Consider the following 25,729-nt stretch of genomic DNA (forward strand, 5'->3'; position numbering starts at 1 on the left):
TCGACAACCGAGCGCTTGAAACTCTCGCTGTATTTGGACATGCAAAACCCCCGAAGGTTGTGTCCAACTTTCGGGGGTCAGTTCACATGTCCGGGCCTCTTTTTTTGGCAAGCCGTTCCGGCAATGCCCGGCTTCACGCAATCACGTTCGGGTGATCAGGTTTTTTGAGGAAACAACGACCGCTCTGGTTCCGAACAGTGGAGGCGATCGTCGTTCTGACGCTCGTGCCAACAACAGGGAAGGAAACCATCTCATGAACCTCAAGAACATCTGCCTCGGAGCGCTTGCTCTTTCCATGATCGGCGGCGTGGCTTTTGCCGGTGCTCTGGATGAGCCCGACAACATGGCGCCGTTCTTCACGGACTCCGGCATGAAAACTATGAAGCCGATGGCGGATTTCAAGACAGCCTTCATGGCCATGCCGATGGAAAAGCAGGAAGCGATGAAGAAGGAATGCCAGGATGCGGCGATGAGCAAGCCGCATGCGGAATTCTGCGCCAATGTGCAGGCGCTCGGCGGCGCCAACTGATTTGCCGCGATCGGGCCGAGACCCGATCTTTGTTCCAGACGACCAATGGCGGGCTGCCAGCCCGCCATTGGTCGTTCGATGGAAGCTCCATCGGCCCGTCGTCCATCATTGCCTCGAGCGGCTCAACCGGCGGTAACGAGGTTTGATCATCTCAACCTCTTATAGTTAATGCGCCCTTAACCTTCCCACCGATAGTCTGAGACCCGAATCTGCCGGAATGCGCCCACGCACCCGGCGAGTCCACGACAGACGGGGAAGAGCATGCGTTCAGGGGCTTCAGCACCGCTCGCGCTGGCCGGTACAGGGCACGGCATCCAGGCGTTCGCGCGGCGTCAGGTCGGGCGGCTGGTCGGCGTCGGCCTGTTCGCGCTAGCCGCCTTTGGCGTTGCCAGCCTTGCCACCTGGAATGTCGCCGATCCGAGTTTTTCCCACGCGACGAACAACACCGTCACCAACGCCATGGGCTATGCGGGTGCCGTGTTCTCCGACCTGGCCATGCAGTTCTTCGGCCTCGCCGCCGTCGCGGCCCTGGTTCCGACGGTCATCTGGGGCTTCCTGCTGTTTTCCGCGCGCGGTGTCGACAGGCTGCCCAAGCGCGGGCTGACCTGGTTCGGCTTCGCGCTGCTGGCCGCGGCGATGGTCGGCTGCGTTGTGCCGCCCAAGACCTGGCCGCTGCCCACCGGCCTCGGCGGTGTGTTCGGCGACATGGTGCTGAAGATCCCCGGCGTCGTCATCGGCGGCTATCCGACCGGGCTGATCGCCAGCATCATCGCCATCCTGCTGGCCGCGCCCGCACTGTGGCTCTTCGCCCATGGCTCGGCGCTGATCGGACGCAAGAACGGCTTCGCCGTGATGGAGGACGAGCCCGCCGCCGATCCGCGCGAGGACGACCTTCTGTTCGACAATGACGAGGACGAGGGCGACGAGGGCATCCTGGCACTCGGGGCAATTACTCATTGGTGGCTGTCGCTGCGCGCGTGGATGCACCGCCGCGCCGTGCGCCGCAGGCAGGAGCGGGACGAGTACGAGCCGGAGATGGAGCAGCGCTCCACCGCTTGGCGGCGCGCCGCAGAACGGGTCGAATCGGCCGAGTTTGCCGAGCAGCGGATGAGCCAGGATGGCCGCGCCCGCGTCGAGCCCGAATTCTTCGCCGCCATGGTCAATGACCGCAGCGTCTCGCTCGATCCCGACGATGCCGATATCTTCGAGGACCGCTTCGACAATGCGGGCGAGGATGCCGATTTCGACGATGAACCTGTCGTGCAACGCCGCGGCGCGTCGACCGCCAAGGTACAGCCGTTCCGCTCCGACGCAGCCACCCGCGTCGAGGCGCCGGCGGCGCGCCCCGTGCCCGGCGCCCGTGTGCAGCGCGAGGCGCAGACATCGCTGATCGGCTCGGAAAAGTTCGAAATGCCGTCGCTGCACTTCCTCTCCGAACCGAAGAACGTGGTGCGCGACGCCAGCCTGTCCAAGGACGCGCTGGAACAGAACGCCCGCCTGCTCGAAGGCGTGCTGGAGGATTTCGGCGTCAAGGGCGAGATCATCGCCGTCCGTCCGGGCCCGGTGGTCACCCTCTATGAGCTCGAACCGGCGCCCGGCATCAAATCGTCACGCGTCATCGGCCTGTCCGACGACATCGCCCGCTCGATGAGCGCCATTGCCTGCCGCGTCGCCGTGGTGCCAGGCCGCAACGCCATCGGCATCGAACTGCCGAACGCCAAGCGCGAAACCGTCTATCTCAGAGAGATTCTGGCCAGCCGCGATTTCGAGACGACGAAGGCCAAGCTGGCGCTGGCGCTGGGCAAGACCATCAATGGCGAGGCGGTCATCGTCGACATCGCCAAGATGCCGCACGTGCTTGTCGCCGGCACCACCGGCTCGGGCAAGTCGGTCGCCATCAACACCATGATCCTGTCGCTGCTCTACCGGCTGACGCCGCAGGATTGCCGGCTGATCATGATCGATCCGAAAATGCTGGAACTCTCTGTCTATGACGGCATCCCGCATCTGCTCACGCCCGTCGTCACCGATCCGAAGAAGGCGGTGGTGGCGCTGAAATGGACCGTGCGAGAGATGGAGGACCGCTACCGCAAGATGTCCAAGGTCGGCGTGCGCAACATCGACGGCTTCAACGCCCGCGTCAGCCAGGCGGACAAGAAGGGCGAGAAGATCTCACGCACCGTGCAGACCGGCTTCGACCGCCAGACCGGCGAGGCGATCTACGAGACCGAGAACCTCGATCTCGAGCCGATGCCCTATATCGTCGTCATCATCGACGAGATGGCCGACCTGATGATGGTCGCCGGCAAGGACATCGAAGGCGCCGTGCAGCGCTTGGCGCAGATGGCGCGCGCCGCCGGCATCCATGTCATCATGGCGACGCAGCGGCCGTCGGTGGACGTCATCACAGGCACCATCAAGGCCAATTTCCCGACCCGCATCTCCTTCCAGGTGACGTCCAAGATCGACAGCCGCACCATTCTGGGCGAGCAGGGCGCCGAGCAGCTGCTCGGCATGGGCGACATGCTCTACATGGCCGGCGGCGGTCGTATCCAGCGCGTGCACGGCCCGTTCGTCGCCGATGAAGAGGTCGAGAAGATCGTCGCGCACCTGAAGCTGCAGGGCGTGCCGGAATACCTCGACGCCATCACCGAGGATGACGGCGAGGACGACGACGAGCCGTCGGGCAAGGGTGGGTCCGGTGGCGGCAACAGCAATTTCGAGGATTCCGACGATCCCTACGATCAGGCGGTCTCCGTGGTGCTGCGCGATGGCAAGGCCTCGACCAGCTATATCCAGCGCCGGCTGGGCATCGGCTACAACCGCGCCGCCTCGATCATCGAGAAGATGGAGAAGGAAGGTATCGTCGGCCCGGCCAACCATGCCGGCAAGCGCGAGATCCTGGTGCCGACCGAAGAGGACAAGTTCTGACCAGAAAGCCTGACCCTTGTGACATCCCGGTCCGGCAACCTTGAACCTTTCAAGGCGTTGAAGCGACCAAGGGACGCCTGACCCGCCAAATTTCAGCCTAACTGGGGGTCCAAGCACAGAACAACTCAGGAATCAGATGAGAGTGACCGACATGAAAAACGATCTTTCAGCGCTCAGCACATTTGCTCCCTCCCGGCGTCAGTTGCTGGGCCTCGGCCTGGCGTTTGCGGGGGCGGCAGCCTTCAACGCGGTACCCGGCTTCCAGGTGCTGGCCTCGGCGCAGGCGGCCGTGCCGGCCGCGGCACAGAAGATCGCCGACCACTTTTCCTCGGTCAAATCGATGAGCGGCGAATTCGTGCAGTTCGGCCCCAAGGGCGAGCAGACCGGCGGCAAGTTCTTCCTTGAACGGCCGGGCAAGATCCGCTTCAACTATGACGGCTCTTCGAATTTCCGGGTGATTTCAGACGGCAAATCGGTGGTCATCCTGAACAAGAGGCTCAACACGTCCGATCTCTATCCGCTGTCGAAGACGCCCCTGAAGCTGCTGCTCGACACCAGGATCGACCTCTCCGGCGATCGCGTCAAAAGCGTCAAGCAGGAGGATGACCTCACCACCATCCAGCTCGCCGACAAATCGGTGTTCGGCAATTCGAGGATCACCATGATGTTCGATCCGAAAACCTTCGATTTGCGGCAGTGGACGATCACCGACGCGCAGGGCAAGGATACGACGGTGATGATCTTCAACACCAAGGAAGGTGTCAGCTTCGCGCCGGATACTTTCGCCATCGACTACACGGCGAACCGCGAGCTCAACACCAACAAGGCGCGCTAGAGCAGTTCACCGTTTCACGGGAACGACGACCCGCTCCAACTCCTTGTTCCTGGAATTGCTCTGGCTTCAAACGCTCAATAGCTGTGGAAAGCACCGGGCCGCGCCTCGTCGGGCGTGGCCCGGCTTGTCTTTGCGGCCCGCGGCTGGCAATTTCCCGGGCTGACTCCGTCAAAAGGCGTCTTCCCCGCCGGGACCCCATCGGTTCTGGCCGGCTGCACGCTGTCCTGGATTGCCAATGCCCTTCTCCATCGCCACCTGGAACATCAACTCCGTTCGCCTGCGCATGCCGATCGTCGAGCGCCTGCTCGTCGAGCATGCGCCCGACGTGCTGTGCCTGCAGGAAACCAAGGTTCCCGACGAACTGTTTCCCGAAAAGGCTTTCCGCAAGCTCGGCTACGAGCACATCGCCTTCCATGGCCAGAAGGGCTACCACGGCGTCGCGACGGTGGCGCGGCGGCCGATCGAGGTGGTCGAAAAGCGACGCTTTTGCGAAATCGAGGACAGCCGGCACCTCTCGGTCACGGTGCGGGCCGGCGGCAAGGCGATCCTGCTCCACAATTTCTACGTTCCGGCGGGCGGCGACGAACCGGATCCCGTCATCAACAGGAAGTTCAAGCACAAGCTCGACTTCGTTGCCGAGATGAATGCCATCCGGGCAGAACATGACGAGGTGTCCGGCTCGGTGCTGGTCGGCGACCTCAACATCGCCCCGCTCGAGCATGACGTCTGGTCGCACAAGCAATTGCTCAACGTGGTCAGCCACACGCCGGTCGAGACAGAAAATTTCGAGGCGATGCGGCGCGCCGGCGACTGGGTCGACCTGATGCGGCTCAACGTGCCGCATGAGCAGAAGCTCTACACCTGGTGGAGCTATCGCGCGCAGGATTGGGAGCTGTCCAACCGCGGCCGCCGTCTCGACCACGTCTGGTCGTCGCCGAACCTGGTGCCCAGCTTTTCCGGCTACGAAATCCTGCGTCCGGCGCGCGGCTGGGAGCGCCCGTCGGACCATGTGCCTGTGATCGCGCGGTTCGATCTGGACTAGCCTGCTTGAAGATGCGGGGCCTGCGGCAGTCAGTCGGTAGAGGTGGAGTCGGCTGGATCCACCCACGGACGGCCCAATCGTGTCACCATCGCCGCGTACCCAACGGCACCTGCCGCCCAAAGGAAGATGCCAAGCTCTTTGACGACGTCTTCGGCGATGGCGGCCGCAGAACCAGGGGTAGGAAACAGCTCTCCGAGCTGGTCAATCGATGCTGACATCGCGAGCAGGAAGCCTGCGGCCACAAAGACGATCGTGCCGTCGAATGTCTTTCGTCGCAGCCGAAAGAACCAGAACAACCCGGCGGCGGCGTAGACAATCATCGGAACGATCTCCGGTATCCCTACAATGGGCAGCACGTCCTCATGGATCAACAACAGGTCATCGAGGCCCAAGAACAGGGTAAGACCGCCGAGAAACGTGCAATCCCATCGATGCGTGAGCAGGCCAGCAAACAGGGTGGCAGCGCCGGTGCCGATCCATAGCGAAGCACCCAGGGACGAAATCCACCCCGTATAGAAGCCGACTTCGGCGGCTGCAGATGGATCTCGATAAAAGATCCAAGCGTCCAGGCCACGAATTTGCGCGATGAACAGCGCGGCTAAGAGCATCGCAACATTAATCGCCGTCGCCGCCAGTACGACCAAGCGCCAGGCTATTATCCATTCGCCGCCATGCTTTGTGTTCAGCGCGTTGTTCTCTGGCATTGCTATTCTCATTGAGGACTGAGAGGAACTCCACTGGAACCAAAGTACGACAGCCGCCAGATTTGCCGCCGAGAACTTCGCCTGCATTGTGCCGGTGGTCACCATGATTGCAGCGCTTCGCCCCACCGAACCCATTATACCATGGCGTCGATGTTCAGGTGAGGCTGGCCTGCAAATGGCCGACCTGAATCTCAACGCGCTTCGAAGCGCGCCAAATGAATTCAAGTTCAAACCGCGCGCTTCAAGTCTTCATGCATGTCGTTATCGCGAAATTGCTGGACTGACAGGCCTGCGAGATCCGGCAGATGGGGATGGTCGCGGCGGCGCGTCGCCAGCATCCGTTGCGCCGCTTCGACGATTGTCGACGCAGGCACATCGGCGACCAGGCCGGTCCGGCTTGCAAGACGGGATTCGATCACGTCCACGCAGTTCGAAAGCGGCCTCCAACGGGCCATGTTGGCGCCGCCACTGAGGATAACCATCGGCGTCATCACGGTTGCCATGAGATGTGCGGTACCGCCTTCGGCGCCGATGTAAAGATCGGCAAACTCGCCGAGCGCCAGCAAGATGTCACCGATATCGACACCCTCGATCGCGGCGGAATCGACAAGCCGCAGCTTCGGTACGCGCTGAGCCAGTTCAGCCATATCGGGACCATCGCCGGGAGTTTTCACATAGAGAAGGTCCGCCCCGTCGGCGATCAGGCTGTCGGCGATCGCGGCAACCTGATCCGCCGACATGCGCTTGCTGGCGCTGCCGTGCGCCGCGATAATGATCAACGGAGCATGCTTGCCGTCCGCAAGGCCCCTGGCCGCCGCTCGCGCGGCCGGGCCAGGCTCCAGCCGATGATCGAAAGGCAGCCGCTTGCCGGCAAGGCGTTCGATGAGGCGGTGGTAGCGCCAGGCATTGTGCCCGGGTCGTGCTTCAGGCCTTTGGCCCAGGCGCCAGGAAAGGGCGAAAGCCGGAAAGTTTGCCTCATAGGCGATGCCGCGGCCGAGCAGTGATGCCGAGGCTTGAAGCAGCCAACGCGCCGAGATGCGGAAATCGACCACGGCCAATCGCCCCTTGCCGTTGCGGTGACCGGCGATCAGGCGCGCCAGGGGCGTCCGCACATTGATCGCATCGACCAAATGGCCGGCATGGCGATTGAGGCTATGTTCAAGGGACGACGACCGGGTGGTTCCGTAGACGATGAAACTATCGGGGAATGCCGTTCTGGCGGCGCGCAAAGCCGGAATCCGGATTAATCCGTCGCCGAACGCGTCATTGCGGGAATACAAGATAATCGTCTCGTACCGCCCTGATGGCATGGCTCGCTCCCCCCAGGAGCCTGGTGGTGATGGCGCCTGCTGTGCCGGCCGCCTTCGAGGTGCTTTAGGATTTCACCTCATGCCTGTCAACGGACCCTTGCCCCTGGATCCGGGCGTCCGGATGAACGAACCTTGGCGATTCCCGCTCCGGCCGCAGTGCGCCACGATCAGGTCATCGCGGCCAATGTCGTTGAAAAGCGCTGCCGCGCTTCCGCCTTTGGCCGCGACACAACAGCTTCGCAGGCGGGCAGCCTTCAGCCAGAGAAGCGCGGCGCCAGTTCCTCGATGCGGCGGATCATCGCCTGAAATTCCTCCGAGATGCGCTGGTGGAGCTTGACCGCGATCTCGGGATATTCCTCCAGGATGCGGCGGAACATCTTGCGGCTGAGCCGCATCACTTCGGAATCGATCTCGGCCGAGGCGCTGGTCAACCGGTTGGTGTCGGCGATCAACGCCAGTTCGCTCAGGATTGTGCCGGGGCCTGCCGTGCCAATTGGGATGCGTTCACCACCCTGCTCCCGGTAGAGCACGATGCGCCCACTGACGACGATATAGGCGGAATCGGCCTCATCGTCCTCGCGATAAAGCTTGTGGTTGGCAATCAGCCTGGTGTTCTCGGCGCCAAAGGCGAGCAGGCGCAATTGTTCCTGCGTGAAGCCCTCGAAGAGCCTCACGGCGGACAGGACGCGGATGTCGTCATCCAGCGCCATCTAGCTATGTCCCCGAACCGACAGTCCGACTCCTCCTCTGCGAGTTCGATCCAAACCACCCTCCAACTGGATCGTACCCGAAAGCGGCCCCGCCCGACCGCTCATTGGATAATGAAATGTTTAAGGAACCAGCTTGTAGCCGCCGCTTTCTGTCACAAGAATTTCCGCATTGGAAGGATCGCGCTCGATCTTCTGGCGCAGCCGGTAGACATGGGTTTCCAGCGTGTGCGTGGTGACACCGGAATTGTAGCCCCACACCTCCTCGAGCAGCACGTCGCGCGTCACCACCTTCTGGTCGGCGCGATAAAGATATTTGATAATCGAGGCTTCCTTCTCCGTCAGCCGCACCTTGCCGCCGCGCGGGTCAAGCAGCAGTTTCTGGCTGGGCTTGAAAGTATAGGGCCCGACCGAGAAGGTGGCGTCCTCGCTCTGCTCATGCTGGCGCAGCTGCGCCCGAATGCGCGCCAGCAGCACGGCAAAGCGGAACGGCTTCGTCACATAGTCGTTGGCGCCGGCCTCGAGACCAAGAATCGTATCCGAATCGGTGTCGTGACCGGTCAGCATGATGATGGGCGCCTTGTAACCGCCCTTGCGCAGGATCTTCACCGCTTCGCGGCCATCCATGTCGGGCAGCCCGACGTCCATGATGAGCAGATCAATGAGGCCGCCGCGCGCTGCGGCGACACCTTTTGCCGCAGTCGATTCCTGCAGCACGTCGAATTCCTCATAAAGGGACAATTGCTCGACCAGTGTGCCGCGCAGGTCATCATCATCGTCGACGATCAGTATGGTGCGTGAAGTCATGGATCAATCCGTTGTTTTGAAAAGAAAATTCAGTTGACCGCTGCCTGTTTATGCGGAAGCTGACCGGCGCAACAGCCGTTCACAGTGATTTGTTCCGTGGCACGATCATACAAGAAAAAACACGATCGCAATGCAGCCGGCGCAATTTTGCGAAAAGGGCTGCGTGTGCTGACCGTGCGGGCCAGGCCTGGGCATTCAAGCCAGGGCCTGCTGCAGGCCGGGAAAACGGTGTTTGCCTGTGCGTTGGGGCGCGGTGGCATCTCGGCCGGCAAGCGCGAAGGCGATGGCGCCACGCCGCTGGCCGCGATGCGGATACTGTCGGGGTATTTCCGGGGAGATCAGTTCTCCAGCGGCCGCAGGACCCGTCTGGCGATGACGCCGATCGGGCCCGATCTGGGCTGGTGCGAAGTGCCTGACGACCGCAACTACAACAGGCCCGTCAAGATACCCTATGGCGCCAGCCACGAACGCATGCGGCGCGACGACCGGCTCTACGACGCCTGTCTTGTGCTCGACTGGAACCTGTCGCCGCGCCGGCGCGGGCGCGGCAGCGCCATCTTCTTCCATCTGGCGCGCCCCGGCTTCACGCCGACGCAAGGCTGTGTGGCTGTCACGGCTCGTACGATGGCGCGACTGCTGCCACTGCTGTCGGATCGGACGGTGGTGAGGGTGGTAAGATAGTAGGGGAGTAGGGGAGTAGGGGAGTAGGGACAGTCCCGGCGCAGCCTTAATTTTTCCTATTCCCCTATTCCCCTATTCCCCTATTCCCCTACGACCAGGTTTCTGCCAACCGATGTCGAGCAGGCCCAGCCGGCCAAGTTCTCTGTCCATTGCGCGAGCGACGTCACGGCGCTCGCCGCCGATATCGCGCAGTTGGCGATCGGAGAGATCCTCGACGTCCTGGTAGGCAATGTCGCGGCGGGCGAGGCGTATCGCGACCCGGGCGTGGCGCAGCCAGTCGAGGGTTTCGGCCAGCCAGGCCGGGCGGGGTGTCGATGAATTCAAAACGATGATGGACATGGTTATGATCCGTTGTCTCCGGATATCAAATCCGGCTTGATGATGTGTCGATGATGGGATCATGCCAGATTGAAATCCCTGCGAGAAACGAGTAGTTTTCTCTGGATCATCAAGTTTTATTTGAGGATAGGATGGCTCGTCTTCTGCCCGGGACTCGTGCCTTGAGGACGCTGGAAGCAGCGGCCCGGCACCTCAATTTCACCCGCGCCGCCGACGAGCTCGGCCTGACACCGGCCGCCGTCAGCCATCAGATCAAGGAAATCGAGGATCAACTCGGGCTGGTGCTGTTCACACGCACCAGCCGCACCATCCGGCTCACCGAGGCGGGGACGGTGCTGTTCGACGCCTCGGCCGACGCGCTCGACCTGCTTGGCCGGGCCGTTTCGCGGGCGCAGAAGCTGGCGCGCGGCACCGCCCTTTTGAAGGTAACGCTCGACGCGCAGTTCGCGTCAAAATGGCTGATGCGACGCGTCGACGATTTTCGCAAGCATCACCCAGATATCGAATTGCGATTCGACATTGCCTATGAAGTGCGGGATTTCGAACTCGATGACATCGATGTCGGCATCCGTTTTGGCGCCGGGAAATATCCGGGTCTTCGCACCCACCGGCTGTTCGACAACATCCTCATTCCGGTGTGCAGCCCGAGCCTTTTGACGTCCGGTCCGCCGCTGCGTGAGCCGCGCGACCTCTTCAATCACACGCTTGCGCATATCGAATGGTCGCGGCAAGGCGTGACATGGCCCAACTGGCGGATGTGGATGGCGGCGGCCGGCATCAATGATTTCGACGACAGCCGGACCGTCGTCTTCGGAAACTCCACGGATGCCGTCCAGGCAGCGCTCGACGGCAATGCCGTTGCGCTCGCCGATTTCGCCATGGTGGCGAACGACCTTTCCCTGGGCAGGCTGGTGCAGCCTTTCGAACTCGGCCTGCGGGTGGCGCCCGAGTTCGCCTACTTCCTGGTCTATCCCGAAAATACCGGCGACGATCCGCGCATCGTCGCCTTTCGCGAATGGATGCTCGAGGAAGTCGCCAAGACGCGGACCACGGACAAAGGGCAGTAGGGCAGTAGGGCAGTAGGGCAGTAGGGCAGTAGGGCAGTAGGGCAGTAGGGCAGTAGGGATTGCAGTCGGTGCCGTTTGCCCCTATTCCCCTACTGCCTTACTGCCCTACTCCCTTCTTGATCAGGTTGCCGCCGCGCCGAACCAGCCGATCACGGCGCCGATGATCAGCAGCACGCCGAGCCAGTGGCCGCCGTCGATGAGGGTCAGGTCCCAGCCGAAATTCTCGTAGCGATGGTTGACCGAGAGCGTCGTGGCGACGAAACCCAGCCAGAGCACGAAGCCGAAGACCAGGCCGGCAATCCATGTCGGCTCGCCGCCGGTCATCGCGCCGACGACCAGCGCCAATATGTACGCCATGACCAGTTCGGCGATGAAGCTGATGACGAAGGGCAGCGGCGATTTCTTCATCGTCGCCGGATCGAGCTTGGCGGCTTTCAGCCACGGCTTGCTCAGGCCCATGTACCAAGCGGCGCCGAACAGCCACGCGGCGATCGCGGCAGCGACTACCGCCAGCCAGTTCACTGCTGAAAAATCCATGAGCTCCCCCTCTGATTTGTATGTGATGGAACGCCTGTTCGGCGATCGCGTCAAGCGAACCGCCAGACCGTCGTGCGCTTGACCAGCGCATCCTCCAGCGCCCGCGTGACGGCCACCTCATAGACCGCAAGCGGCTCCAGCCCTGCCTTCGGCAGATACGACCGTCCGGGATCGCCGACGAGGATCTCGGCGCCGCGGGCCTTCAGCGTTGCGAACCATGGCATCAGCCGGTCCGCGAAAGATTTGTCGTAGAAAACATCACCGGCCAGGACCACGTCCCAACCTGCATCGGTGCCGATGCAATCCGTGCCGAGGAATTCGGTCCCGACACCGTTGATCTCGCTGTTGAGCCGGATCGCGGTGGCACAGAACGGATCGATGTCGGTTGCGATCACCTTGGCGGCACCTGCCTTGGCGGCAGCGATGGCGACGAGGCCGGAGCCGGAAGCGAAGTCGAGCACGCGCTTGCCCCGCACCGTGCCGGGATTGTCCAGGACATAGCGGGCAAGGCCCTGGCCGCCGGCCCAGGCAAAGGCCCAGAAAGGCGGTGGCAGGCCGATCTCGACCAGCTCATCCTCGGTCCGCTGCCACAAATCATGCGCTTCGTCGGCAAGATGAAGCAGGATCTCCGGCACGTGCGGCGGCGCCATCAGCGCCGTGTTGTCGAGAATGAATTGCCTCGCGCTGTTGGGCGTCAGCGCCGTCACGGAGCCGGCGTCAAGCCGCCCATGCGGCAGACTTCCTTCCATTCGGCCGGCGTCACCGGCTGCACGGAAAGCCGGCCGAGCCGCACCAGCGCCATGTCGGCAAGCTTCGGATTGGCCTTGACCTGTTCCAGCGTCGGCGGGTTCGGCACATCCCTTACGGCGCGGATGTCGACGCATTCCCAGCGCGGATCGTCCGAGGTGGTGTCGGGATGGGCAAGCGCGCAGACTTCAGCGATGCCGACGACGTTCAGCCCTTCGTTGGAATGGTAGAAGAAGCCGAGATCTCCGATCCGCATGGCCTTCATGTTGTTGCGCGCGGCGTAGTTGCGCACGCCGTCCCATTGCGTACCGGCCTTGCCCTTGGCCTTCAGCATCTCGAAGGAGAACTTGAATGGCTCGGATTTGAACAGCCAGTAGTTCATGTCTTTCTCCTCCTAGGAGTCGCGCGGCGACCGGGATTAACTAGCCGCCGGCTTGTTGAACGTCCAGTTCCACGGGCGGATTTCGACGCTTTCGAACAGCCCGGCCTTGGCGTAGGGGTCGGCCGCCGACAGAGCCTGCGCACCTGCCAGGTCGGGCGCTTCGACGACCACGAGGCTGCCATTGGGCTTGCCCTCGGCATCAAGGAACGGACCAGCGAAGGCCAGCTTCTTGTCGCCGTTCAACCCTTCGAGAAAGGCGATATGCTCGGGCCGCGTGTCGAGGCGCACCTGCAGGCTTCCGGGCTTGTCCTTGCAAATCACAGCAAACAGCATGGTTCTCTCTCCTGGTCTCGGGTTCAAGGTTGGGGATCAATCGTTGGTTTCGGTCTTCAGCGGCCGGGTCATCAAGGCCGTCACAGCCTGCCGGACGGTGATGGCACCGTCCAGTATGGCGGCGACAGCGGCAATGATCGGCGCGTCGATGTTGCGCTCGGTGGCGATGCGGGCAGCGATCGCCGCCGTCGGCACGCCTTCGGCGAGCGGCAATCCGGCAAGCGGCTTGCCTTGGCCGAGCGCCAGGCCATAGGCGAAATTGCGCGACTGGGTGGACGAGCAGGTCAGCAGCAGGTCGCCAAGGCCGGAAAGCCCCATCAGCGTTTCGGGCCTGGCGCCGAAGGCAGCGCCGATGCGGCGCAGCTCGACAAAGCCGCGCGTCACCATTGCGGCCTGGGCGCTGGCGCCGAGACCCGCGCCAGCGACAGCACCTGCGGCAATGGCGAAGACGTTCTTCAAGGCGCCGCCGATCTCGACGCCGATCAGGTCGTCGTTCGAATAGCAGCGTAGGTTTTCGGCGGAAAAGCGGGCGGCGAGATCGGCGGCCAATGCCTCGTCGCGGGCAGCGACCACAACGGCCGTCGGCAGGCCGCGGGCGACGTCGGTGGCGAAGCTCGGACCCGACAGAGCGGCAACCGGATTTAGCGGCAGGATTTCTTCGACGATCGCCGACAGCAAGGCGCCGGTCTCGCTTTCGATGCCCTTGGCACACAGAACCAGCGGGACACCGGCCGGCATCTGGTCCTTCGCTGCCGCCAGCGTAGTCCGCAGCGACTGGGCCGGCGTCACCGCCAGCACGCAGTCGGCACCGTCGAGCGCGGCCTGGATGTTGCTCGTCGCCACGATGCCGGGCTGGAGCGCAATGCCCGGCAGATAGCGTGGATTTTCGCCGCGGTCGATCGCGGCGACGGTCTCCGGGTCGCGCGCGTAAAGGCGGACGAAATGGCCGGCGCGCAGCATGGCCAAGGCCAAGGCAGTGCCCCAGGCCCCGCCGCCGAGCACGGCAACGCGCCAGCCGGTTGGCGCGGTGTCGTTGCCGCTTGCCAGCTCGTTCATGCCTTGGCTCCGCGCCGGCCGGAGCCGACCATCGGCGCCGAGATGCTGTCCAGCGGCCAGCGCGAGCGCGGCACGAAATCGAAGCCGTTCTCCTGCGCCATGCCGGCGCGCAGCCGCTCGATGCCGGCCCAGGCGATCATCGCCGCATTGTCGGTGCAAAGCTTCAGCGGTGGCGCAATGAAGGTGAAGCCGGTCTCGGCACAGAGCCGCTCCAGCATGATCTTGATCGTGCGGTTGGCGGCGACACCACCGGCAACGACGAGGGCCGGGTTTTTCGTGCCGGGAAATGTCTCGCGAAAGCGCGTCAGCGCGCGGGAGACACGGTCGGCCAGCGCATCGGCCACCGCTGCCTGGAACGAAGCGCAGATGTCGGCGACGTCCTGGTCGCTCAGCGGCGCAATGGCGCTCGCCGCCTGGCGCACGGCGGTCTTGAGGCCGGAGAAGGAGAAGTCGGGCTGGGCCGAGCCCTTCATCGGGCGCGGAAAGGCAAAGCGCGAGGCATTGCCGGCCTGTGCCGCCTTCTCGACATTCGGTCCGCCGGGATAGGCCAGGCCGAGCATCTTGGCCGTCTTGTCGAAGGCTTCGCCGAGCGCGTCGTCGATGGTCGTTGCCCAGCGCTGGTAGTCGCCGACGCCGCGCACGGCGACGATTTGCGTATGGCCGCCGGAGACCAGCAGCAAGAGATAGGGAAAGTCGAGCCCGTCGGTCAGCCTTGCGGTCAGCGCATGGCCTTCGAGGTGGTTGATGGCGATCAGCGGCTTGTTCGCCGCCGCGGCGATTGCCTTGGCGGTCATCAGCCCGACGATCAGCCCGCCGACCAGGCCGGGACCGGCGGTGGCGGCAATCGCGTCGATATCGGCGAGCGCCGTGCCCGAATCGGCAAGCGCTGCCTCGATGATGCCGTCCAGCGCCTCGACATGGGCACGCGCGGCGATTTCCGGCACGACACCGCCGAACGCGGCATGTTCCTCGATCTGGCTGAGCACGATGTTGGACAGGATTTTTGGCGCGGCGTCGCCGTCGATGGCCACCACGCTGGCGGCGGTCTCGTCACAACTCGTCTCTATGCCCAGCACGCGGATCAATTCGTCGCTGTCCCTAAAGATTGTATCATTGGGCTTTCCCCGTTAGGAGAACCCCGGAAAAGCCTCGCTTGCCGGGGGGTTATCACGGACTGCGCGCCATGCAAACAATCTTGAGAATCGGAACACGCGGCAGCCCGCTGGCGCTGGCACAGGCGCATGAAGCACAGGCGCGGCTGATGGCCGCGCATGGCATGCCGGCGGAGGCGTTCGAGGTGGTCGTCATCTCGACCAGCGGCGACCGCATCCAGGACCGGCCGCTGTCGGAAGCCGGCGGCAAGGGCCTGTTCACCAAGGAGATCGAGGAGGCGCTGCTGGCGGGCCGGATCGATATCGCCGTGCATTCGTCGAAGGACATGCCGACGCAACTGCCCGACGGTCTCGAACTCTCGGCCTTCCTGCCGCGCGAGGATGCACGCGACGCCTTTGTCGGCAAGGCGGCGAAGACGATCGCCGAACTGCCGCGCGGGGCGAAAGTCGGCTCGTCGTCGCTGCGGCGGCAAGCGCTGATCCGCCGGATGCGGCCGGATCTCGACGTGGTGATGTTCCGCGGCAATGTGCAGACGCGGCTGCGCAAGCTCGAAGAAGGCGTCGCCGCGGGCACGATCCTGGCCTATGCCGGGCTGAAGCGGCTTGGGCTCGAGCATGTCGTCACCGATCTGATACCGCTCGATGTCTTCCCGCCGGCGCCGGGGCAAGGCGCGATCGGCATCGAAACCCGTATCGGCGACCGCGATGTCGAAAAGATGCTGGCAGCCGTCCATGATGTGCCGACCGGCCAGGCGCTGGCCTGCGAGCGTGCCTTCCTGGCGGCGCTGGATGGCTCCTGCCGCACGCCGATCGCCGGCTATGCGGCGATCGCGGCCGGAAAGCTGTCTTTTGCCGGGCTGATCATCTCGCCCGACGGGACGCAATCGTACACGGTCGAGCTGCAGGGACCGGCGCAAGACGCCGCCAGCATCGGCGGTGAAGCAGCCCGGAGCGTGCGTGCCAAGGCCGGCGAAAAGTTCTTCGACGGCTGGCTCTGAAATGCTTCGCGTCCTGGTGACCAGGCCGGAACCGGGTGCTTCGCGCACTGCGCGTCGGCTTGAGGAGACGGGCTTTCAGCCGGTTCTTTTGCCCCTGACTGAAACAAAGGCGTTGCCTGTCGCCGCCGGACTGACCCTGGACAATGCCGTCGCGGTGGCCGTCACCAGCGCCAATGCCGTGCGCCAGGCGCCGGAAGAAATCATCGCGACGCTCGCCGCCTTGCCTTGCCATGCGGTCGGCAAAAGGACGGCGCAAGCGGCGCGTGAAGCGGGGTTTTTGTCGGTCAGTGAAGGCCCGGGCGATGCGGAGGCGCTGGCCGACAGGCTCGCTGCCGATTTTTCTGGAAAGACGATCGTCTATCTCTGCGGGCGCGTGCGTTTTCCGGCGTTCGAACAGAGGCTCGGGACAGCGGGCGTTCGGGTCCACGCCGTCGAGACCTATGACACGCTGACGGTGGGCTATCCGGACGACGTCATCCTCGAACGCCTGTCAGGGCAACCTGCCGACGCGGTATTGCTCTATTCAGCCAAGGCGGCGGCGGCGATGCAGACCTTGGCAAAACGGCCCGCTCTGCGCGGTCTCTTCGAGAAAACATGGGTTTTTGCGCTTTCCACGCGCATCGCCGCAGCCTTCGACGACGCCGCCAGCGAAAAGATCCGCATTGCCGCGCAACCCGACGAGGACGCATTGCTGGCGCTTTTGCAGGCGCCGCGCTGAGCCGCGTCATCACACCGCCCCTTTTCACCGCTTGGTGATGTGCTAGACCCTTTCTGAACCATCATGCGCCGCCAGGCGTTGAGACGAAGCGAATTGTGCGGAGCCCAGGCATGGTCAAGACGCCGAAGATGCGACACTCGAAAAGCCGCCGCGAGCCGGTGACCATCGATCTCGAGCCGGGCGCCGTCTCACGCATCGCCGACGAGGACGCCGCCAGGCAGGAGGCCCGGACAGACGAGGCGAAGGCCGAGGAAGCAGCGAACGCTTCGCAGCCCGAGGTTCCCGAAGAGCCGGTTCATGCCGACCAGACCGATCTTGAGCCCTGGGAGCATGCCGACGCCGCAGCAGGGGCAGCGGAGGCGCAAGCGCCGGCTGATGCCGGAGCCAAAGCCACCGAGCCTGAGCTCCCTTATCCCGGCTCGGATGCGCCGCCCAACCGTGCCAAAACCTTCGACTACAGTTTCGAGGACGCGTCGGCGGCGCAGACCGACGGCAGCAAGGCTAAAACCGAGACACGGGGCGAGAAAATGGCGCCAGCCCCGGAAAAGCGCGGCGGCCTCAACGGCGTCGCCGCCGGCTTCATCGGCGGCGTCATCGCGCTGGTCGGCGCCGGCGGGCTGCAATTTGCCGGCCTGCTCGGCGCGCCGGGTTCCGGTGCCGGCGTCTCGCTCGATAGCGTCAACGGCGACATCGCCTCGCTGAAGACCGAAATCGCCGGTTTGAAGGACGCCGGCGGCAACGGCGATGGAGCGGCCAAGATGGTCGGCCTGTCCTCGGGCCTTGAACAGGTCAAGGCCGATGTGGCGGCGCTGAAATCGGCTGTCGAGAAAGGTGGAGCAGGCGACGCAGCCGGGGTCGCCGCACTGGGCGACAAGGTCGCGCAGATCGAGACGGCGGTCGCCGCCCTCGGCAAGGCCGGCAGCTCGGCGCCGGTCGATCTCGGTCCGCTCAACGAGAAACTGGCAGGCCTCGACGCGCTGGTGAAGTCGGCCGGCGAGGCTACGACGGCGCAGGAGGGCCGGCTGACGGCGCTGGAGCAGTCCGTGTCGCAGCTGTCCGGCAAGGTCGAGGCGGCGGCGGGACAGCCGAAGATCGCGCTTGCCATCGCGGCGTCGGCCTTGAAGGCGGCGCTTGAGCGTGGCGGGCCGTTTTCGGCCGAACTCGAAACCCTCGCTGCGATTTCGCCCGATGCGCCGCAGCTTGCGGCACTGCGCCCCTATGCTGAAAAGGGCGTTCCGACCCGCGCCGAGATCGCATCGCAGGCCGATGCCGCCGCCAATGCTATGGTCACAGCCGCGACGCCCGTCGATGAGAATGCCGGCTTCGTTCAGAGCCTTCTGTCGAGCGCCGAATCGCTGGTCAAGGTCAGGCCGATCGGTGCCGTCGAAGGCGCCGGCGCACCGGAAACCGTCGCGCGCATGGAGGCGGCGGTCAACCAGGGCGACTACGCCAAGGCACTCAGCGAGTATGAAACGCTGCCCGAGGCCGCCAAGGCCGCTGGCGCGGACTTTGCCGGCAAGCTGAAGGCACGCATCGAGGTCGAAACCCAGGTCGATGCGCTGATCTCGGGCGCGATGAAGGCATGAGGGCAACACAATGATCCGCCTGCTCGCCTTCCTCATCGTCGTTTTCGCGCTCGGGCTGGGCTTTGCCTGGCTGGCCGACCGGCCGGGCGACATGGTCGTCACTTTCAACGGCTACCAATACCAGGTCAGCCTGATGGTGGCGGCGGTGGCGGTCGTTGCCGTGGTCGCCGCGGTGATGATCCTGTGGTGGCTGCTCAAGTCGCTGTGGAACAGCCCCTACACCATCTCGCGCTATTTCCGCGTCCGCCGCCGCGACCGTGGCTATCAGGCGCTGTCGACCGGAATGATTGCCGCCGGCGCCGGGGATGGCGCGCTGGCCCGCAAGAAGACCAAGGAAGCCGCCAAGCTGATCCGTTCCGACCAGGAGCCGCTGATCCACCTGCTGGAAGCACAGGCGTCGCTGCTCGAAGGCGATCATGAAGGCGCGCGACAGAAGTTCGAGAGCATGCTCGACGATCCCGAGATGCGGCTGCTGGGCTTGCGCGGGCTTTATCTGGAAGCCGAACGGCTCGGCGACCGCAACGCCGCCAGGCATTATGCCGGCCGTGCCGCGGTGATGGCGCCGCAGCTGGCCTGGGCGGCGGAATCGACGCTGGAAGAGCTGACCGCGCGCGGCGACTGGGACGGCGCCCTGAAACTGGTCGACGCGCAGAAATCGACACGGCAGATCGAGCGCGATGCCGCCAACCGCCGCCGCGCAGTGCTGTTGACCGCCAAGGCGCAGGCGCTTGCCGACAGCGATCCCGCCGCCGCCAGGACGGCGGCGATCGAGGCCAACAAGCTTAGGCCCGACTTCGCGCCTGCCGCCGTTGCCGCCGCGGCCGCATTGTTCAAGCAGAACGATGTGCGCAAGGGCTCGAAGATACTCGAGGCGGCGTGGAAGGCCGAGCCGCATCCGGAGGTCGCCGAGCTCTATACCCATGCAAGGCCGGGCGACGCCGTGCTCGACCGCCTCAACCGGGCGAAGAAGCTGCAGGAAATGAAGAAGAACCACGCCGAGTCCTCGATGACGGTGGCGCGCGCCGCGCTCGACGCGCAGGATTATTCGACCGCCCGCCGCGAGGCCGAGGCGGCGATCCGGATGGACCGCCGCGAGGGCGCCTATCTGCTGCTCGCAGACATCGAGGAGGCCGAGACCGGCGATCAGGGCAAGGTGCGGCAGCTGCTGTCCAGGGCGGTGCGGGCGCCGCGCGATCCGGCCTGGGTCGCAGACGGCGTGGTGTCGGAACGCTGGGCGCCGGTGTCGCCGATCACCGGCCGGCTCGACGCCTTCGAGTGGCGTGCGCCGATGGAGCGTCTTGGCCAGTTGATCGACAGCCATGATGAGATGCCAGCCGGTGCGGCGCCGGTCATCGAAGCATTGGCAAAGCCGACGAGCGAAAAAAGGCCGATCGAGGTGATCGATGATGCCGGTGGCGAGACGTCGGCGGGCAAGCAAGCTGAAAGTCGCGAAGAAGATCATGTCAGGCCGATCACGGCAGCGGCCTTCGCCGCGGTGCCGAGCGATGCCGAGGGTGTCGAGCCGGCTGAGGAGCTTGCGCGGTTGCCGGACGATCCCGGCGTCGATCCGGACGAGGAAGCGCAGAAATCGCCGCGCCGGTTTCGGTTGTTTTGAGTTGGGCCGGCCGTCAGGCCGTTGGGGTATGGATCTATGTTTGAACGCGTTCTGTCGTTTCTCAGGGATTTGCCGGCCGGTGCCGGCACGCGTGCCAGCACAGACGATCCCCGCATCGCCGCCTCGGCGCTGCTCTATCATGTGATGAATGCCGATGGCGTGCGCCAGGATGTCGAGTGGGAGCGGTTCAAAGCGGTGCTGGCGGAGAGCTATTCGATCAGCGGCACGGAACTCGAAGCGCTTGCCGCCGCCGGCGAGCGGGCCGACAACGAGGCGATCGATCTCTATGCCTTCACCAGTGTCCTGAAGCGCCATCTCGATGCCGATGCGCGCAAGGCCTTCATCGGCCTGATGTGGGAAATCGTCTATGCCGATGGCGAGTTGCACGAGCTCGAGGACAACACCGTCTGGCGCGTCGCCGAGCTGATCGGCGTCGAACGCCATGATCGTGTCGAGGCGCGCCGCAAGGCGGCGGCGCACGCGCCCGGCGCCACCGGAACATCGAGCGACGAATAGGATCTTCGCTTCCCATGCCGCGCCAAACGAGTTCGAAGCCAAAGATCCTGATCGTGCTGCATCAGGAGAGTTCGAGCCCGGGACGTGTCGGACACATGTTGCTGGAAGAAGGGTTCGATCTCGATATCCGCCGGCCGCCGCTTGGCGACGCCTTGCCCGAAACACTGGACGACCACGCCGGCACGGTGGTGTTCGGCGGCCCGATGAGCGCCAATGACGAGGACGAGTTCGTTCGCCGCGAGACCAACTGGCTGGAAATACCGCTGAGGGAGAACCGGCCATGTCTCGGCATCTGTCTCGGCGCACAGATGCTGGTCAACTATCTCGGCGGCAAGGTCGAAGGACACGGTGAAGGGCTGGTCGAGGTTGGCTGGTATCCCCTGAAGGCGACCGAAGCCGGCAAGCAACTGATGCACTGGCCGGAGATGGTCTACCAGTTCCACCGCGAGGGTTTTTCGCTGCCCAGGGACGCGACGCTGCTGGCGACCGCCGAAACCTATCCCAACCAGGCCTTCCGTTACGGCGACAATGCCTGGGGCATCCAGTTCCATGGCGAACTGACCAGGGTGATGATGCAGCGCTGGGTGGTGCGCGGCGCGCATCGCTTCGAATTGCCCGGTGCCCAGCCCGGCCGCGATCATCTCGGCGGCCGGCTGATCTGGGACATGCATCTCAAGCGCTGGCTGGACGAGTTTTTGCGGATGATTTTCGGCAAGCCGAGCAATGGCTAAAGCGCGTCGCGTTTGAACGGATTCAGGCGCCGCGCTTTAGGTCTTTGTCTTTATGCATGTAGGTCTCCCAAAACCGGGGCCACTTTGCGACATGCATCAAGGTTCGAGCACCGGCCGCAGGAAGCTGCGCTCGTAGCTGAGAATGCTGCGATTGCGTTTTTCCATTTCAAACACTTCCTGGCATTCCGGGTCGGCAGCCATACGCTTGCGATAGTCCTCGTAGGCGGCGAGGCTCGGGAAGCTGAACATGGCAAAAGCGACATTGTTAGCCCCCTCGGGGTCGATGACATATTTCAGGTAGCAAGTGATCATGGGAGCTCCTGTGTATAGGCGAGGCATGTCGGCTGTCAGCCGTAAGAGATCAGTTGCGTCCGTTGAGGTGGCGCACCTTGCGCAGTTGCGGGAACAGCACCATCCACAGGCCCGCGACGGCGATGGCGCCGATGCCGCCGATCACCACGGCCGGCACCGTGCCGATCAGTGCGGCCATCGTGCCGGCGCGGAATTCGCCGACCTCGTTGGAGGCTCCGACAAAGACCTGGTTGACGGCGTTGACGCGGCCGCGCACCTCGTCGGGCGTCCACAGCTGGATCAGGGTCTCCCTGATGTAGACGCTGAACATATCGGTGGCGCCGAGGCCGGCAAGGGCTACGATCGACAGCCAGGTGATGGTCGAAAGGCCGAACAGCACGGTGAAGGCGCCGAACGAGGCGGCGGCGGCCAGCATGATCATGCCCGCGTGGTTGCGGAGCGGATGCCCGGCCAGCCAGATGGCGACGCAAATGGCGCCGATGCTGGGCGCCGATCGCAGCAGGCCGAGACCCCAGGGGCCGAGCTGGAGGATGTCGCGCGCATAGACCGGCAGCAGCGCCGAGGCGCCGGACAGGAGCACGGCGAACAGATCGAGCGAGATGGCGCCGAGCACGATCTTCTCGCTCCAGATGTAGCTGAACCCGCCGAGCAGGTGCTGCATCGTCGGCTTGTCCGACTCGGTGCGCTGCGACGGCTTCGGGATGGTGAAGATCAGCAGCCCGGACACGAGCATCAGGACGGCCGCGGTTCCGTAGGCCGCTTCCGGCGACACGCCGTAGAGCAGGCCGCCGGCTACCGGGCCGACGATGGTCGCCGTCTGCCAGGCCGATGAATTCCAGGCGATGGCGTTGGCGAAATCCTGAGGCGGCACCAGATTGGCGAACAGCGAGGCGGAGGCCGGACCGAAAAAGGCGCGGGCGACGCCGAACATGGCCAGCACGCAGAAGATCGGCAGCGGCCCGCTGATGCCGCGCAGCGTCAGGAACAGCAGCGCCAGCGCGCACATCGCCTCCACCACGACCGCCAGCGCCATGATCAGGCGGCGGCCGAAGCGATCAGCGACGACGCCGGTGACCAGCACCAGAAGCAGCGACGGCAGGAACTGGACGATGCCGACAATGCCGAGATCGAAGGGATCGCGCGTCAAATCATAGATCTGCCAGCCGACCGCGACAGACACGATCATGGTGGCGAATGTGGTGAGGAAACGCGCCGCCCAATAGCTCAGGAAGGAGCGATGGCGGAACGCGGCATAGCGCTGATCCGGCGATATCTGTTCTGCTGTCATGATTTAAGAGGCCCCGTTGCAGTGACGTCAGCTGGCGGGGCACTTCCACGATGGGCGCTGGTCCGGCTGGCGGAACTTTTAGCTCAGTTCGCTGCGGATATGCGTCAAAATCAGCGCTGGATCAAGAAATTTTCAGCCTGTTCCGCCGACCACACTATGGAGTTACTGCCGCAGCGCGACGGAGATCGCGTCGAGGCCGCCGCGCAATTCGGCTTCCGTCGGCCAGCCGAAGCCGACGCGGAAGAAGCGCTTCTCCATCTCGAACCAGTGGCCGGGTCCGACATAGGTGCCATGGTTTTCCAGCAGGTCCGCATAGAACCGGTCGAGGTCGAAGCCGGGTTCGACATTGAGGCGCGGGAAGCCTACGACGCCACCTTCGGGCCGCACCCAGTCGACCAGCGGTTCGCGATCGATCCAGGCCTGGACGATGTCGCGGCGCCCCGCCATTTCGGGCAGCAGCGTCGCCAGGAAAGCGTCCCGGCGCTCGAGCATGCCGCGCGCAATGCCTTCGTCGATGACGCTGCCGCAGATGCCGATCTGCTCCTTGGCGGCGAGGAATTTTTCCTGAAGCTCAGCGTCCCTGGTGATCAGCCAACCGATGCGGATACCGGGAATGCCGAAGGCCTTGGACAATGACGAGACGCTGATCGCCTTCGGGCTCAGCGAGGCAGCCGTCGGCAGCCGCCGGCCGTAGGAAAGGTCGCGATAGGTCTCGTCGACCAGCAGACGGCAGTTGCTGCTTTCGGCAAGCGCCACCAGGGCATCGAGTTCAGCTCGGCTCATCATCGTGCCGGTCGGGTTGTGCGGGCAGGTGACGCTGATCAGCTTCGTGTCAGGCCGCATCGCCGCCTTGACGCGCTCGACATCAATGGCGAAGCCTTCCTCGAAGGCCAGGTCGACAAAGCTGATGGCGCAGCCGATCGCCCTTGGGGTTTCGATGTTGGTGGCGTAGTTGGGCCTGATGACGACGAGATGGTCATTGGCCGACAAGAGCGAGGTCGAGATGATGAACAGCGCGCCCGCGGCACCGGCGGTGACCAGGACATCATCCGGTGAAATGCCGGCATCCTGCGCCGAGATCAGGGCACGCAACTGCATGTCGCCGCGATGCTCGCCATAGAAAAGCGTGAGATCAGGCAGCGACAGGCCGATGTCGGAGAGCTTCTGGTCGGCGATCGAACTTTCCGAAAGATTGTAGCGGATACGGTCGTAGCCGTATTCTTCCGGCGCTTCTTTCTCGATCACCATCCTGGTGTAGTTCATGGCTCGCTCCCCAAGGCCCCGTCCGTCCATCCAAGCCATAAAAACATGAAGCCTGCCAAGGCGGATTCGCCGGCAGGCTTCTGTTCCAGTCGTCCTAACTGTTGGCGCAGGACTGAACTAGGTCTTTGCTTTAGGCAGGTTGTTGTTCCAAAACCGCTGCGCACTTTTGGGCGACATGCCTCAGGCCGAGGCCTTGGCCTTCCTGCCCTTGGCGGGTGCCTTCACGGGGGCCGCCTTGCGGCCGAGGCCGATCGATTTCGCCAGCAGCGAACGCGAGGCCGCGTAGTTGGGAGCGACCATCGGATAGTCCGACGGCAAGCCCCATTTGGCGCGATAGGCGTCCGGCGTCAGGCCGAAATGCACGCCCAGGTGACGCTTCAGCGATTTGAACTTCTTGCCGTCTTCGAGGCAGATGATAAAATCGGGCGTCACCGACTTCTTGGGGTTGACCGCCGGGACCAAGGGGGCAGCCACCGGGACCGCAGGCTTGCCGAGCCCGTTTATCGAGGCGCTGACGCTGGCGATGAGGTCGGCCAGGCCGGAGGCGGGCAAGCGGTTCTTCTCGACGTAAGCGGACACGATGTGAGCGGTCAGCTCGAGCAGATCGATGTCTTTACGGGCACTGTTGCTATCGTCGGTCACTCTATTTCTCCGTCTACAGCGAATGACCTGAAAATCGGATTCGACTTCCGGAAAGGATCATGCGCGAAATCAAAATGCTATGGCGTCCTTCGTGCGTCCACGGGACGAATGGCGTTGGTGTAGCGCGGAATTCCTAGTCGGCAAATCTGCGTATTGCAACGACTTGATGGCATATCACACGTTATTTTGAACAACTATATTAAACAATAACAGTATCAGACTATCAGCGCCTTGTCGCGCCACAAACGAAACCCGCCTTCGAAGGCGCGTGTGTTGTCGCCGCGCCTGGAGTCGGCGGGCAATTCATCGAGCTTGTCGACGTTGCCGCCGCCAATCACGACATAGTCCGGCTGCATGGCGGCACGGAGCCGGTCGACGACGTCGAAGACGTATTTGCGCCATTTCTTCTTGCCGCGCTTTTCCAGGCCGCGTTCGCCGACATAATCCTCGAAACTCTTGCCCTTCTTGTAGGGCAGATGCGCGAGTTCCATCGGTTGGGCGACGTTGTCGGCAATCATCGCCGCACCGAGCCCGGTGCCGAGCCCGAGGAACAGCATGCGCCCGCCCTCGTAGCTGCCGATGGCCTGCATCAGCGCGTCATTGACCACTTTCACCGGTTTGCCGAACGCGCCCGCAAAGTCGAATCCAGCCCAGCCCGTGCCGAGATTGGCGGGGTCGGCGAGCGGCCTGTTGTGATTGACCGGGCCGGGATAGCCCATCGAGACGACGTCGTAGGACAGGCCTTCGGCGAGCTTGTTGACCGTATCGATCATCTGCCGCGGCGTCAGGCCCGGCCCCGAATCGGCGCGGCGCTCCTCGCCCCCGGCGCTGGTGAGGATCTTGACGTGCGAGCCACCGATGTCGATCGTGAGCACGATTTTTTCAGTGTCCGGCTTCTCGGTGCCCGATGCTGGTTGCTTCACTTTCTTGGCCATCGTGTG

Annotated in this window: 28 protein-coding genes; 12 read left to right on the top strand and 16 right to left on the bottom strand. The window is 63.9% G+C overall.

Translation table 11 applies throughout. From position 1 onward, the window contains the following. Positions 1–253 precede the first annotated feature (253 nt). From NKH06_RS27910 to NKH06_RS27925, 4 genes are all read left to right on the top strand, one after another. Positions 254–529: a hypothetical protein gene (locus NKH06_RS27910; RefSeq protein WP_013528891.1), complete on the top strand. Its 276-nt coding sequence runs from the start codon at positions 254–256 to the stop codon at positions 527–529. A gap of 261 nt (positions 530–790) precedes the next feature. After that, positions 791–3,460 carry a DNA translocase FtsK gene (locus tag NKH06_RS27915; RefSeq protein WP_352772631.1) on the top strand — a complete coding sequence of 890 codons (2,670 nt, stop codon included), beginning with the start codon at positions 791–793 and terminating at the stop codon, positions 3,458–3,460. A 151-nt stretch (positions 3,461–3,611) separates the two neighbouring features. Then, positions 3,612–4,295, top strand: coding sequence for an outer-membrane lipoprotein carrier protein LolA (locus tag NKH06_RS27920; protein ID WP_128304317.1), 684 nt, complete (start codon positions 3,612–3,614; stop codon positions 4,293–4,295). A gap of 235 nt (positions 4,296–4,530) precedes the next feature. Next, positions 4,531–5,337, top strand: coding sequence for an exodeoxyribonuclease III (locus tag NKH06_RS27925; protein ID WP_128304241.1), 807 nt, complete (start codon positions 4,531–4,533; stop codon positions 5,335–5,337). Between the two features lie 29 nt (positions 5,338–5,366). On the opposite strand, the gene NKH06_RS27930 is transcribed toward NKH06_RS27925, so the two are convergent. The 4 genes from NKH06_RS27930 to NKH06_RS27945 all read right to left on the bottom strand — a co-directional run bounded on the left by NKH06_RS27930 (position 5,367) and on the right by NKH06_RS27945 (position 8,865). Then, positions 5,367–6,146 (bottom strand): DUF8692 domain-containing protein, encoded by a 780-nt coding sequence (locus tag NKH06_RS27930; protein WP_164892947.1) that lies wholly within the window; start codon positions 6,144–6,146, stop codon positions 5,367–5,369. Between the two features lie 122 nt (positions 6,147–6,268). Then, positions 6,269–7,351: a glycosyltransferase family 9 protein gene (locus NKH06_RS27935; protein ID WP_352894720.1), complete on the bottom strand. Its 1,083-nt coding sequence runs from the start codon at positions 7,349–7,351 to the stop codon at positions 6,269–6,271. 254 nt (positions 7,352–7,605) lie between these two features. Then, the gene (locus NKH06_RS27940) at positions 7,606–8,061 is read right to left on the bottom strand and encodes a cyclic nucleotide-binding domain-containing protein (RefSeq protein WP_023811239.1); all 456 of its coding nucleotides are present in this window, start codon (positions 8,059–8,061) and stop codon (positions 7,606–7,608) included. A 120-nt stretch (positions 8,062–8,181) separates the two neighbouring features. Then, positions 8,182–8,865 carry a response regulator transcription factor gene (locus NKH06_RS27945; RefSeq protein ID WP_013528898.1) on the bottom strand — a complete coding sequence of 228 codons (684 nt, stop codon included), beginning with the start codon at positions 8,863–8,865 and terminating at the stop codon, positions 8,182–8,184. A gap of 144 nt (positions 8,866–9,009) precedes the next feature. Here NKH06_RS27945 and NKH06_RS27950 point away from each other — a divergent pair, with 144 nt between their 5' ends. Further along, on the top strand, positions 9,010–9,546 hold the full coding sequence (locus NKH06_RS27950; protein WP_206638052.1) for a L,D-transpeptidase family protein: 537 nt from the start codon (positions 9,010–9,012) through the stop codon (positions 9,544–9,546). Between the two features lie 72 nt (positions 9,547–9,618). Here NKH06_RS27950 and NKH06_RS27955 read toward each other — a convergent pair whose 3' ends face one another. Then, positions 9,619–9,885, bottom strand: a complete 267-nt coding sequence (locus tag NKH06_RS27955; protein WP_023811237.1) for a hypothetical protein — start codon at positions 9,883–9,885, stop codon at positions 9,619–9,621. A 131-nt stretch (positions 9,886–10,016) separates the two neighbouring features. Here NKH06_RS27955 and gcvA point away from each other — a divergent pair, with 131 nt between their 5' ends. Continuing rightward, complete coding sequence (gcvA, locus tag NKH06_RS27960) at positions 10,017–10,952, top strand: transcriptional regulator GcvA (protein ID WP_023811236.1); 936 nt, start codon at positions 10,017–10,019, stop codon at positions 10,950–10,952. Between the two features lie 120 nt (positions 10,953–11,072). Here gcvA and NKH06_RS27965 read toward each other — a convergent pair whose 3' ends face one another. Genes NKH06_RS27965 through tsaD form a run of 6 tightly spaced genes read right to left on the bottom strand, consistent with a single transcriptional unit; the run spans position 11,073 to position 15,089 of the window. After that, the gene (locus NKH06_RS27965; RefSeq protein ID WP_352612990.1) at positions 11,073–11,489 is read right to left on the bottom strand and encodes a DUF1761 domain-containing protein; all 417 of its coding nucleotides are present in this window, start codon (positions 11,487–11,489) and stop codon (positions 11,073–11,075) included. A gap of 50 nt (positions 11,490–11,539) precedes the next feature. Continuing rightward, positions 11,540–12,238 carry a class I SAM-dependent methyltransferase gene (locus NKH06_RS27970; RefSeq protein ID WP_352797747.1) on the bottom strand — a complete coding sequence of 233 codons (699 nt, stop codon included), beginning with the start codon at positions 12,236–12,238 and terminating at the stop codon, positions 11,540–11,542. Then, positions 12,193–12,618: an EVE domain-containing protein gene (locus tag NKH06_RS27975; RefSeq protein WP_352797744.1), complete on the bottom strand. Its 426-nt coding sequence runs from the start codon at positions 12,616–12,618 to the stop codon at positions 12,193–12,195. The genes NKH06_RS27970 and NKH06_RS27975 overlap by 46 nt, the downstream gene beginning before the upstream one ends. Before the next feature lie 36 nt (positions 12,619–12,654). Further along, positions 12,655–12,951 carry a YciI-like protein gene (locus NKH06_RS27980; protein ID WP_127296565.1) on the bottom strand — a complete coding sequence of 99 codons (297 nt, stop codon included), beginning with the start codon at positions 12,949–12,951 and terminating at the stop codon, positions 12,655–12,657. A 36-nt stretch (positions 12,952–12,987) separates the two neighbouring features. Then, complete coding sequence (locus NKH06_RS27985; protein WP_352555151.1) at positions 12,988–14,007, bottom strand: NAD(P)H-dependent glycerol-3-phosphate dehydrogenase; 1,020 nt, start codon at positions 14,005–14,007, stop codon at positions 12,988–12,990. Then, positions 14,004–15,089: a tRNA (adenosine(37)-N6)-threonylcarbamoyltransferase complex transferase subunit TsaD gene (gene tsaD, locus NKH06_RS27990; RefSeq protein WP_196815327.1), complete on the bottom strand. Its 1,086-nt coding sequence runs from the start codon at positions 15,087–15,089 to the stop codon at positions 14,004–14,006. Before tsaD ends, NKH06_RS27985 begins: the two co-directional genes overlap by 4 nt. Before the next feature lie 101 nt (positions 15,090–15,190). Between tsaD and hemC the strand changes: the two genes are divergently transcribed. The 6 genes from hemC (at position 15,191) to NKH06_RS28020 (ending at position 21,283) form a co-directional block, all read left to right on the top strand. Beyond that, complete coding sequence (hemC, locus tag NKH06_RS27995; RefSeq protein WP_352797740.1) at positions 15,191–16,117, top strand: hydroxymethylbilane synthase; 927 nt, start codon at positions 15,191–15,193, stop codon at positions 16,115–16,117. A 1-nt stretch (position 16,118) separates the two neighbouring features. Next, entirely contained in the window at positions 16,119–16,835 is a 717-nt protein-coding gene (locus NKH06_RS28000; protein ID WP_352894723.1) for a uroporphyrinogen-III synthase, read from the top strand. Positions 16,836–16,945: 110 nt separating this feature from the next. Further along, on the top strand, positions 16,946–18,421 hold the full coding sequence (locus NKH06_RS28005) for a COG4223 family protein (protein ID WP_352797735.1): 1,476 nt from the start codon (positions 16,946–16,948) through the stop codon (positions 18,419–18,421). 10 nt (positions 18,422–18,431) lie between these two features. Next, complete coding sequence (locus NKH06_RS28010) at positions 18,432–20,036, top strand: heme biosynthesis protein HemY (protein ID WP_352442094.1); 1,605 nt, start codon at positions 18,432–18,434, stop codon at positions 20,034–20,036. Between the two features lie 36 nt (positions 20,037–20,072). After that, a complete protein-coding gene (locus NKH06_RS28015) occupies positions 20,073–20,552 on the top strand; it encodes a tellurite resistance TerB family protein (protein WP_127268697.1) in 480 nt (159 codons plus the stop codon). A gap of 14 nt (positions 20,553–20,566) precedes the next feature. Continuing rightward, the gene (locus NKH06_RS28020; RefSeq protein WP_128304138.1) at positions 20,567–21,283 is read left to right on the top strand and encodes a glutamine amidotransferase; all 717 of its coding nucleotides are present in this window, start codon (positions 20,567–20,569) and stop codon (positions 21,281–21,283) included. A gap of 96 nt (positions 21,284–21,379) precedes the next feature. Here the strand turns inward: NKH06_RS28020 and NKH06_RS28025 are convergent, their stop codons facing one another. From NKH06_RS28025 to NKH06_RS28045, 5 genes are all read right to left on the bottom strand, one after another. Beyond that, the gene (locus NKH06_RS28025) at positions 21,380–21,595 is read right to left on the bottom strand and encodes an NIPSNAP family protein (protein ID WP_352894725.1); all 216 of its coding nucleotides are present in this window, start codon (positions 21,593–21,595) and stop codon (positions 21,380–21,382) included. Positions 21,596–21,644: 49 nt separating this feature from the next. After that, positions 21,645–22,883, bottom strand: a complete 1,239-nt coding sequence (locus NKH06_RS28030) for an MFS transporter (protein ID WP_352894727.1) — start codon at positions 22,881–22,883, stop codon at positions 21,645–21,647. A 162-nt stretch (positions 22,884–23,045) separates the two neighbouring features. Further along, complete coding sequence (locus NKH06_RS28035) at positions 23,046–24,146, bottom strand: aminotransferase class I/II-fold pyridoxal phosphate-dependent enzyme (protein WP_352894729.1); 1,101 nt, start codon at positions 24,144–24,146, stop codon at positions 23,046–23,048. A 180-nt stretch (positions 24,147–24,326) separates the two neighbouring features. Further along, positions 24,327–24,788, bottom strand: coding sequence for a Ros/MucR family transcriptional regulator (locus NKH06_RS28040; RefSeq protein ID WP_023811220.1), 462 nt, complete (start codon positions 24,786–24,788; stop codon positions 24,327–24,329). Between the two features lie 215 nt (positions 24,789–25,003). Further along, the gene (locus NKH06_RS28045; protein WP_352894731.1) at positions 25,004–25,723 is read right to left on the bottom strand and encodes an ROK family protein; all 720 of its coding nucleotides are present in this window, start codon (positions 25,721–25,723) and stop codon (positions 25,004–25,006) included. Positions 25,724–25,729 lie beyond the last annotated feature (6 nt).

The organism is Mesorhizobium sp. M1342 (genome assembly GCF_040317955.1).
Classification (GTDB): domain Bacteria; phylum Pseudomonadota; class Alphaproteobacteria; order Rhizobiales; family Rhizobiaceae; genus Mesorhizobium.

Excerpts from the sequence above, each read along its gene's own strand:
- NKH06_RS27920 (WP_128304317.1), top strand. The coding sequence starts at position 3,612 with ATGAAAAACGATCTTTCAGCGCTCAGCACATTTGCTCCCTCCCGGCGT.
- NKH06_RS27910 (WP_013528891.1), top strand. The coding sequence starts at position 254 with ATGAACCTCAAGAACATCTGCCTCGGAGCGCTTGCTCTTTCCATGATC.
- NKH06_RS28015 (WP_127268697.1), top strand. The coding sequence starts at position 20,073 with ATGTTTGAACGCGTTCTGTCGTTTCTCAGGGATTTGCCGGCCGGTGCC.
- NKH06_RS28045 (WP_352894731.1), bottom strand. The coding sequence starts at position 25,723 with ATGGCCAAGAAAGTGAAGCAACCAGCATCGGGCACCGAGAAGCCGGAC.
- NKH06_RS27985 (WP_352555151.1), bottom strand. The coding sequence starts at position 14,007 with ATGAACGAGCTGGCAAGCGGCAACGACACCGCGCCAACCGGCTGGCGC.
- NKH06_RS28020 (WP_128304138.1), top strand. The coding sequence starts at position 20,567 with ATGCCGCGCCAAACGAGTTCGAAGCCAAAGATCCTGATCGTGCTGCAT.
- NKH06_RS27940 (WP_023811239.1), bottom strand. The coding sequence starts at position 8,061 with ATGGCGCTGGATGACGACATCCGCGTCCTGTCCGCCGTGAGGCTCTTC.
- NKH06_RS27930 (WP_164892947.1), bottom strand. The coding sequence starts at position 6,146 with ATGGTGACCACCGGCACAATGCAGGCGAAGTTCTCGGCGGCAAATCTG.
- NKH06_RS28035 (WP_352894729.1), bottom strand. The coding sequence starts at position 24,146 with ATGAACTACACCAGGATGGTGATCGAGAAAGAAGCGCCGGAAGAATAC.
- NKH06_RS27970 (WP_352797747.1), bottom strand. The coding sequence starts at position 12,238 with ATGGAAGGAAGTCTGCCGCATGGGCGGCTTGACGCCGGCTCCGTGACG.
- NKH06_RS27935 (WP_352894720.1), bottom strand. The coding sequence starts at position 7,351 with ATGCCATCAGGGCGGTACGAGACGATTATCTTGTATTCCCGCAATGAC.
- NKH06_RS27980 (WP_127296565.1), bottom strand. The coding sequence starts at position 12,951 with ATGCTGTTTGCTGTGATTTGCAAGGACAAGCCCGGAAGCCTGCAGGTG.
- gcvA (WP_023811236.1), top strand. The coding sequence starts at position 10,017 with ATGGCTCGTCTTCTGCCCGGGACTCGTGCCTTGAGGACGCTGGAAGCA.
- NKH06_RS27925 (WP_128304241.1), top strand. The coding sequence starts at position 4,531 with ATGCCCTTCTCCATCGCCACCTGGAACATCAACTCCGTTCGCCTGCGC.
- NKH06_RS28025 (WP_352894725.1), bottom strand. The coding sequence starts at position 21,595 with ATGATCACTTGCTACCTGAAATATGTCATCGACCCCGAGGGGGCTAAC.
- NKH06_RS27955 (WP_023811237.1), bottom strand. The coding sequence starts at position 9,885 with ATGTCCATCATCGTTTTGAATTCATCGACACCCCGCCCGGCCTGGCTG.
- NKH06_RS27945 (WP_013528898.1), bottom strand. The coding sequence starts at position 8,865 with ATGACTTCACGCACCATACTGATCGTCGACGATGATGATGACCTGCGC.
- NKH06_RS27975 (WP_352797744.1), bottom strand. The coding sequence starts at position 12,618 with ATGAACTACTGGCTGTTCAAATCCGAGCCATTCAAGTTCTCCTTCGAG.
- hemC (WP_352797740.1), top strand. The coding sequence starts at position 15,191 with ATGCAAACAATCTTGAGAATCGGAACACGCGGCAGCCCGCTGGCGCTG.
- NKH06_RS28005 (WP_352797735.1), top strand. The coding sequence starts at position 16,946 with ATGGTCAAGACGCCGAAGATGCGACACTCGAAAAGCCGCCGCGAGCCG.
- NKH06_RS27965 (WP_352612990.1), bottom strand. The coding sequence starts at position 11,489 with ATGGATTTTTCAGCAGTGAACTGGCTGGCGGTAGTCGCTGCCGCGATC.
- NKH06_RS28030 (WP_352894727.1), bottom strand. The coding sequence starts at position 22,883 with ATGACAGCAGAACAGATATCGCCGGATCAGCGCTATGCCGCGTTCCGC.
- NKH06_RS28000 (WP_352894723.1), top strand. The coding sequence starts at position 16,119 with ATGCTTCGCGTCCTGGTGACCAGGCCGGAACCGGGTGCTTCGCGCACT.
- NKH06_RS27915 (WP_352772631.1), top strand. The coding sequence starts at position 791 with ATGCGTTCAGGGGCTTCAGCACCGCTCGCGCTGGCCGGTACAGGGCAC.
- NKH06_RS28010 (WP_352442094.1), top strand. The coding sequence starts at position 18,432 with ATGATCCGCCTGCTCGCCTTCCTCATCGTCGTTTTCGCGCTCGGGCTG.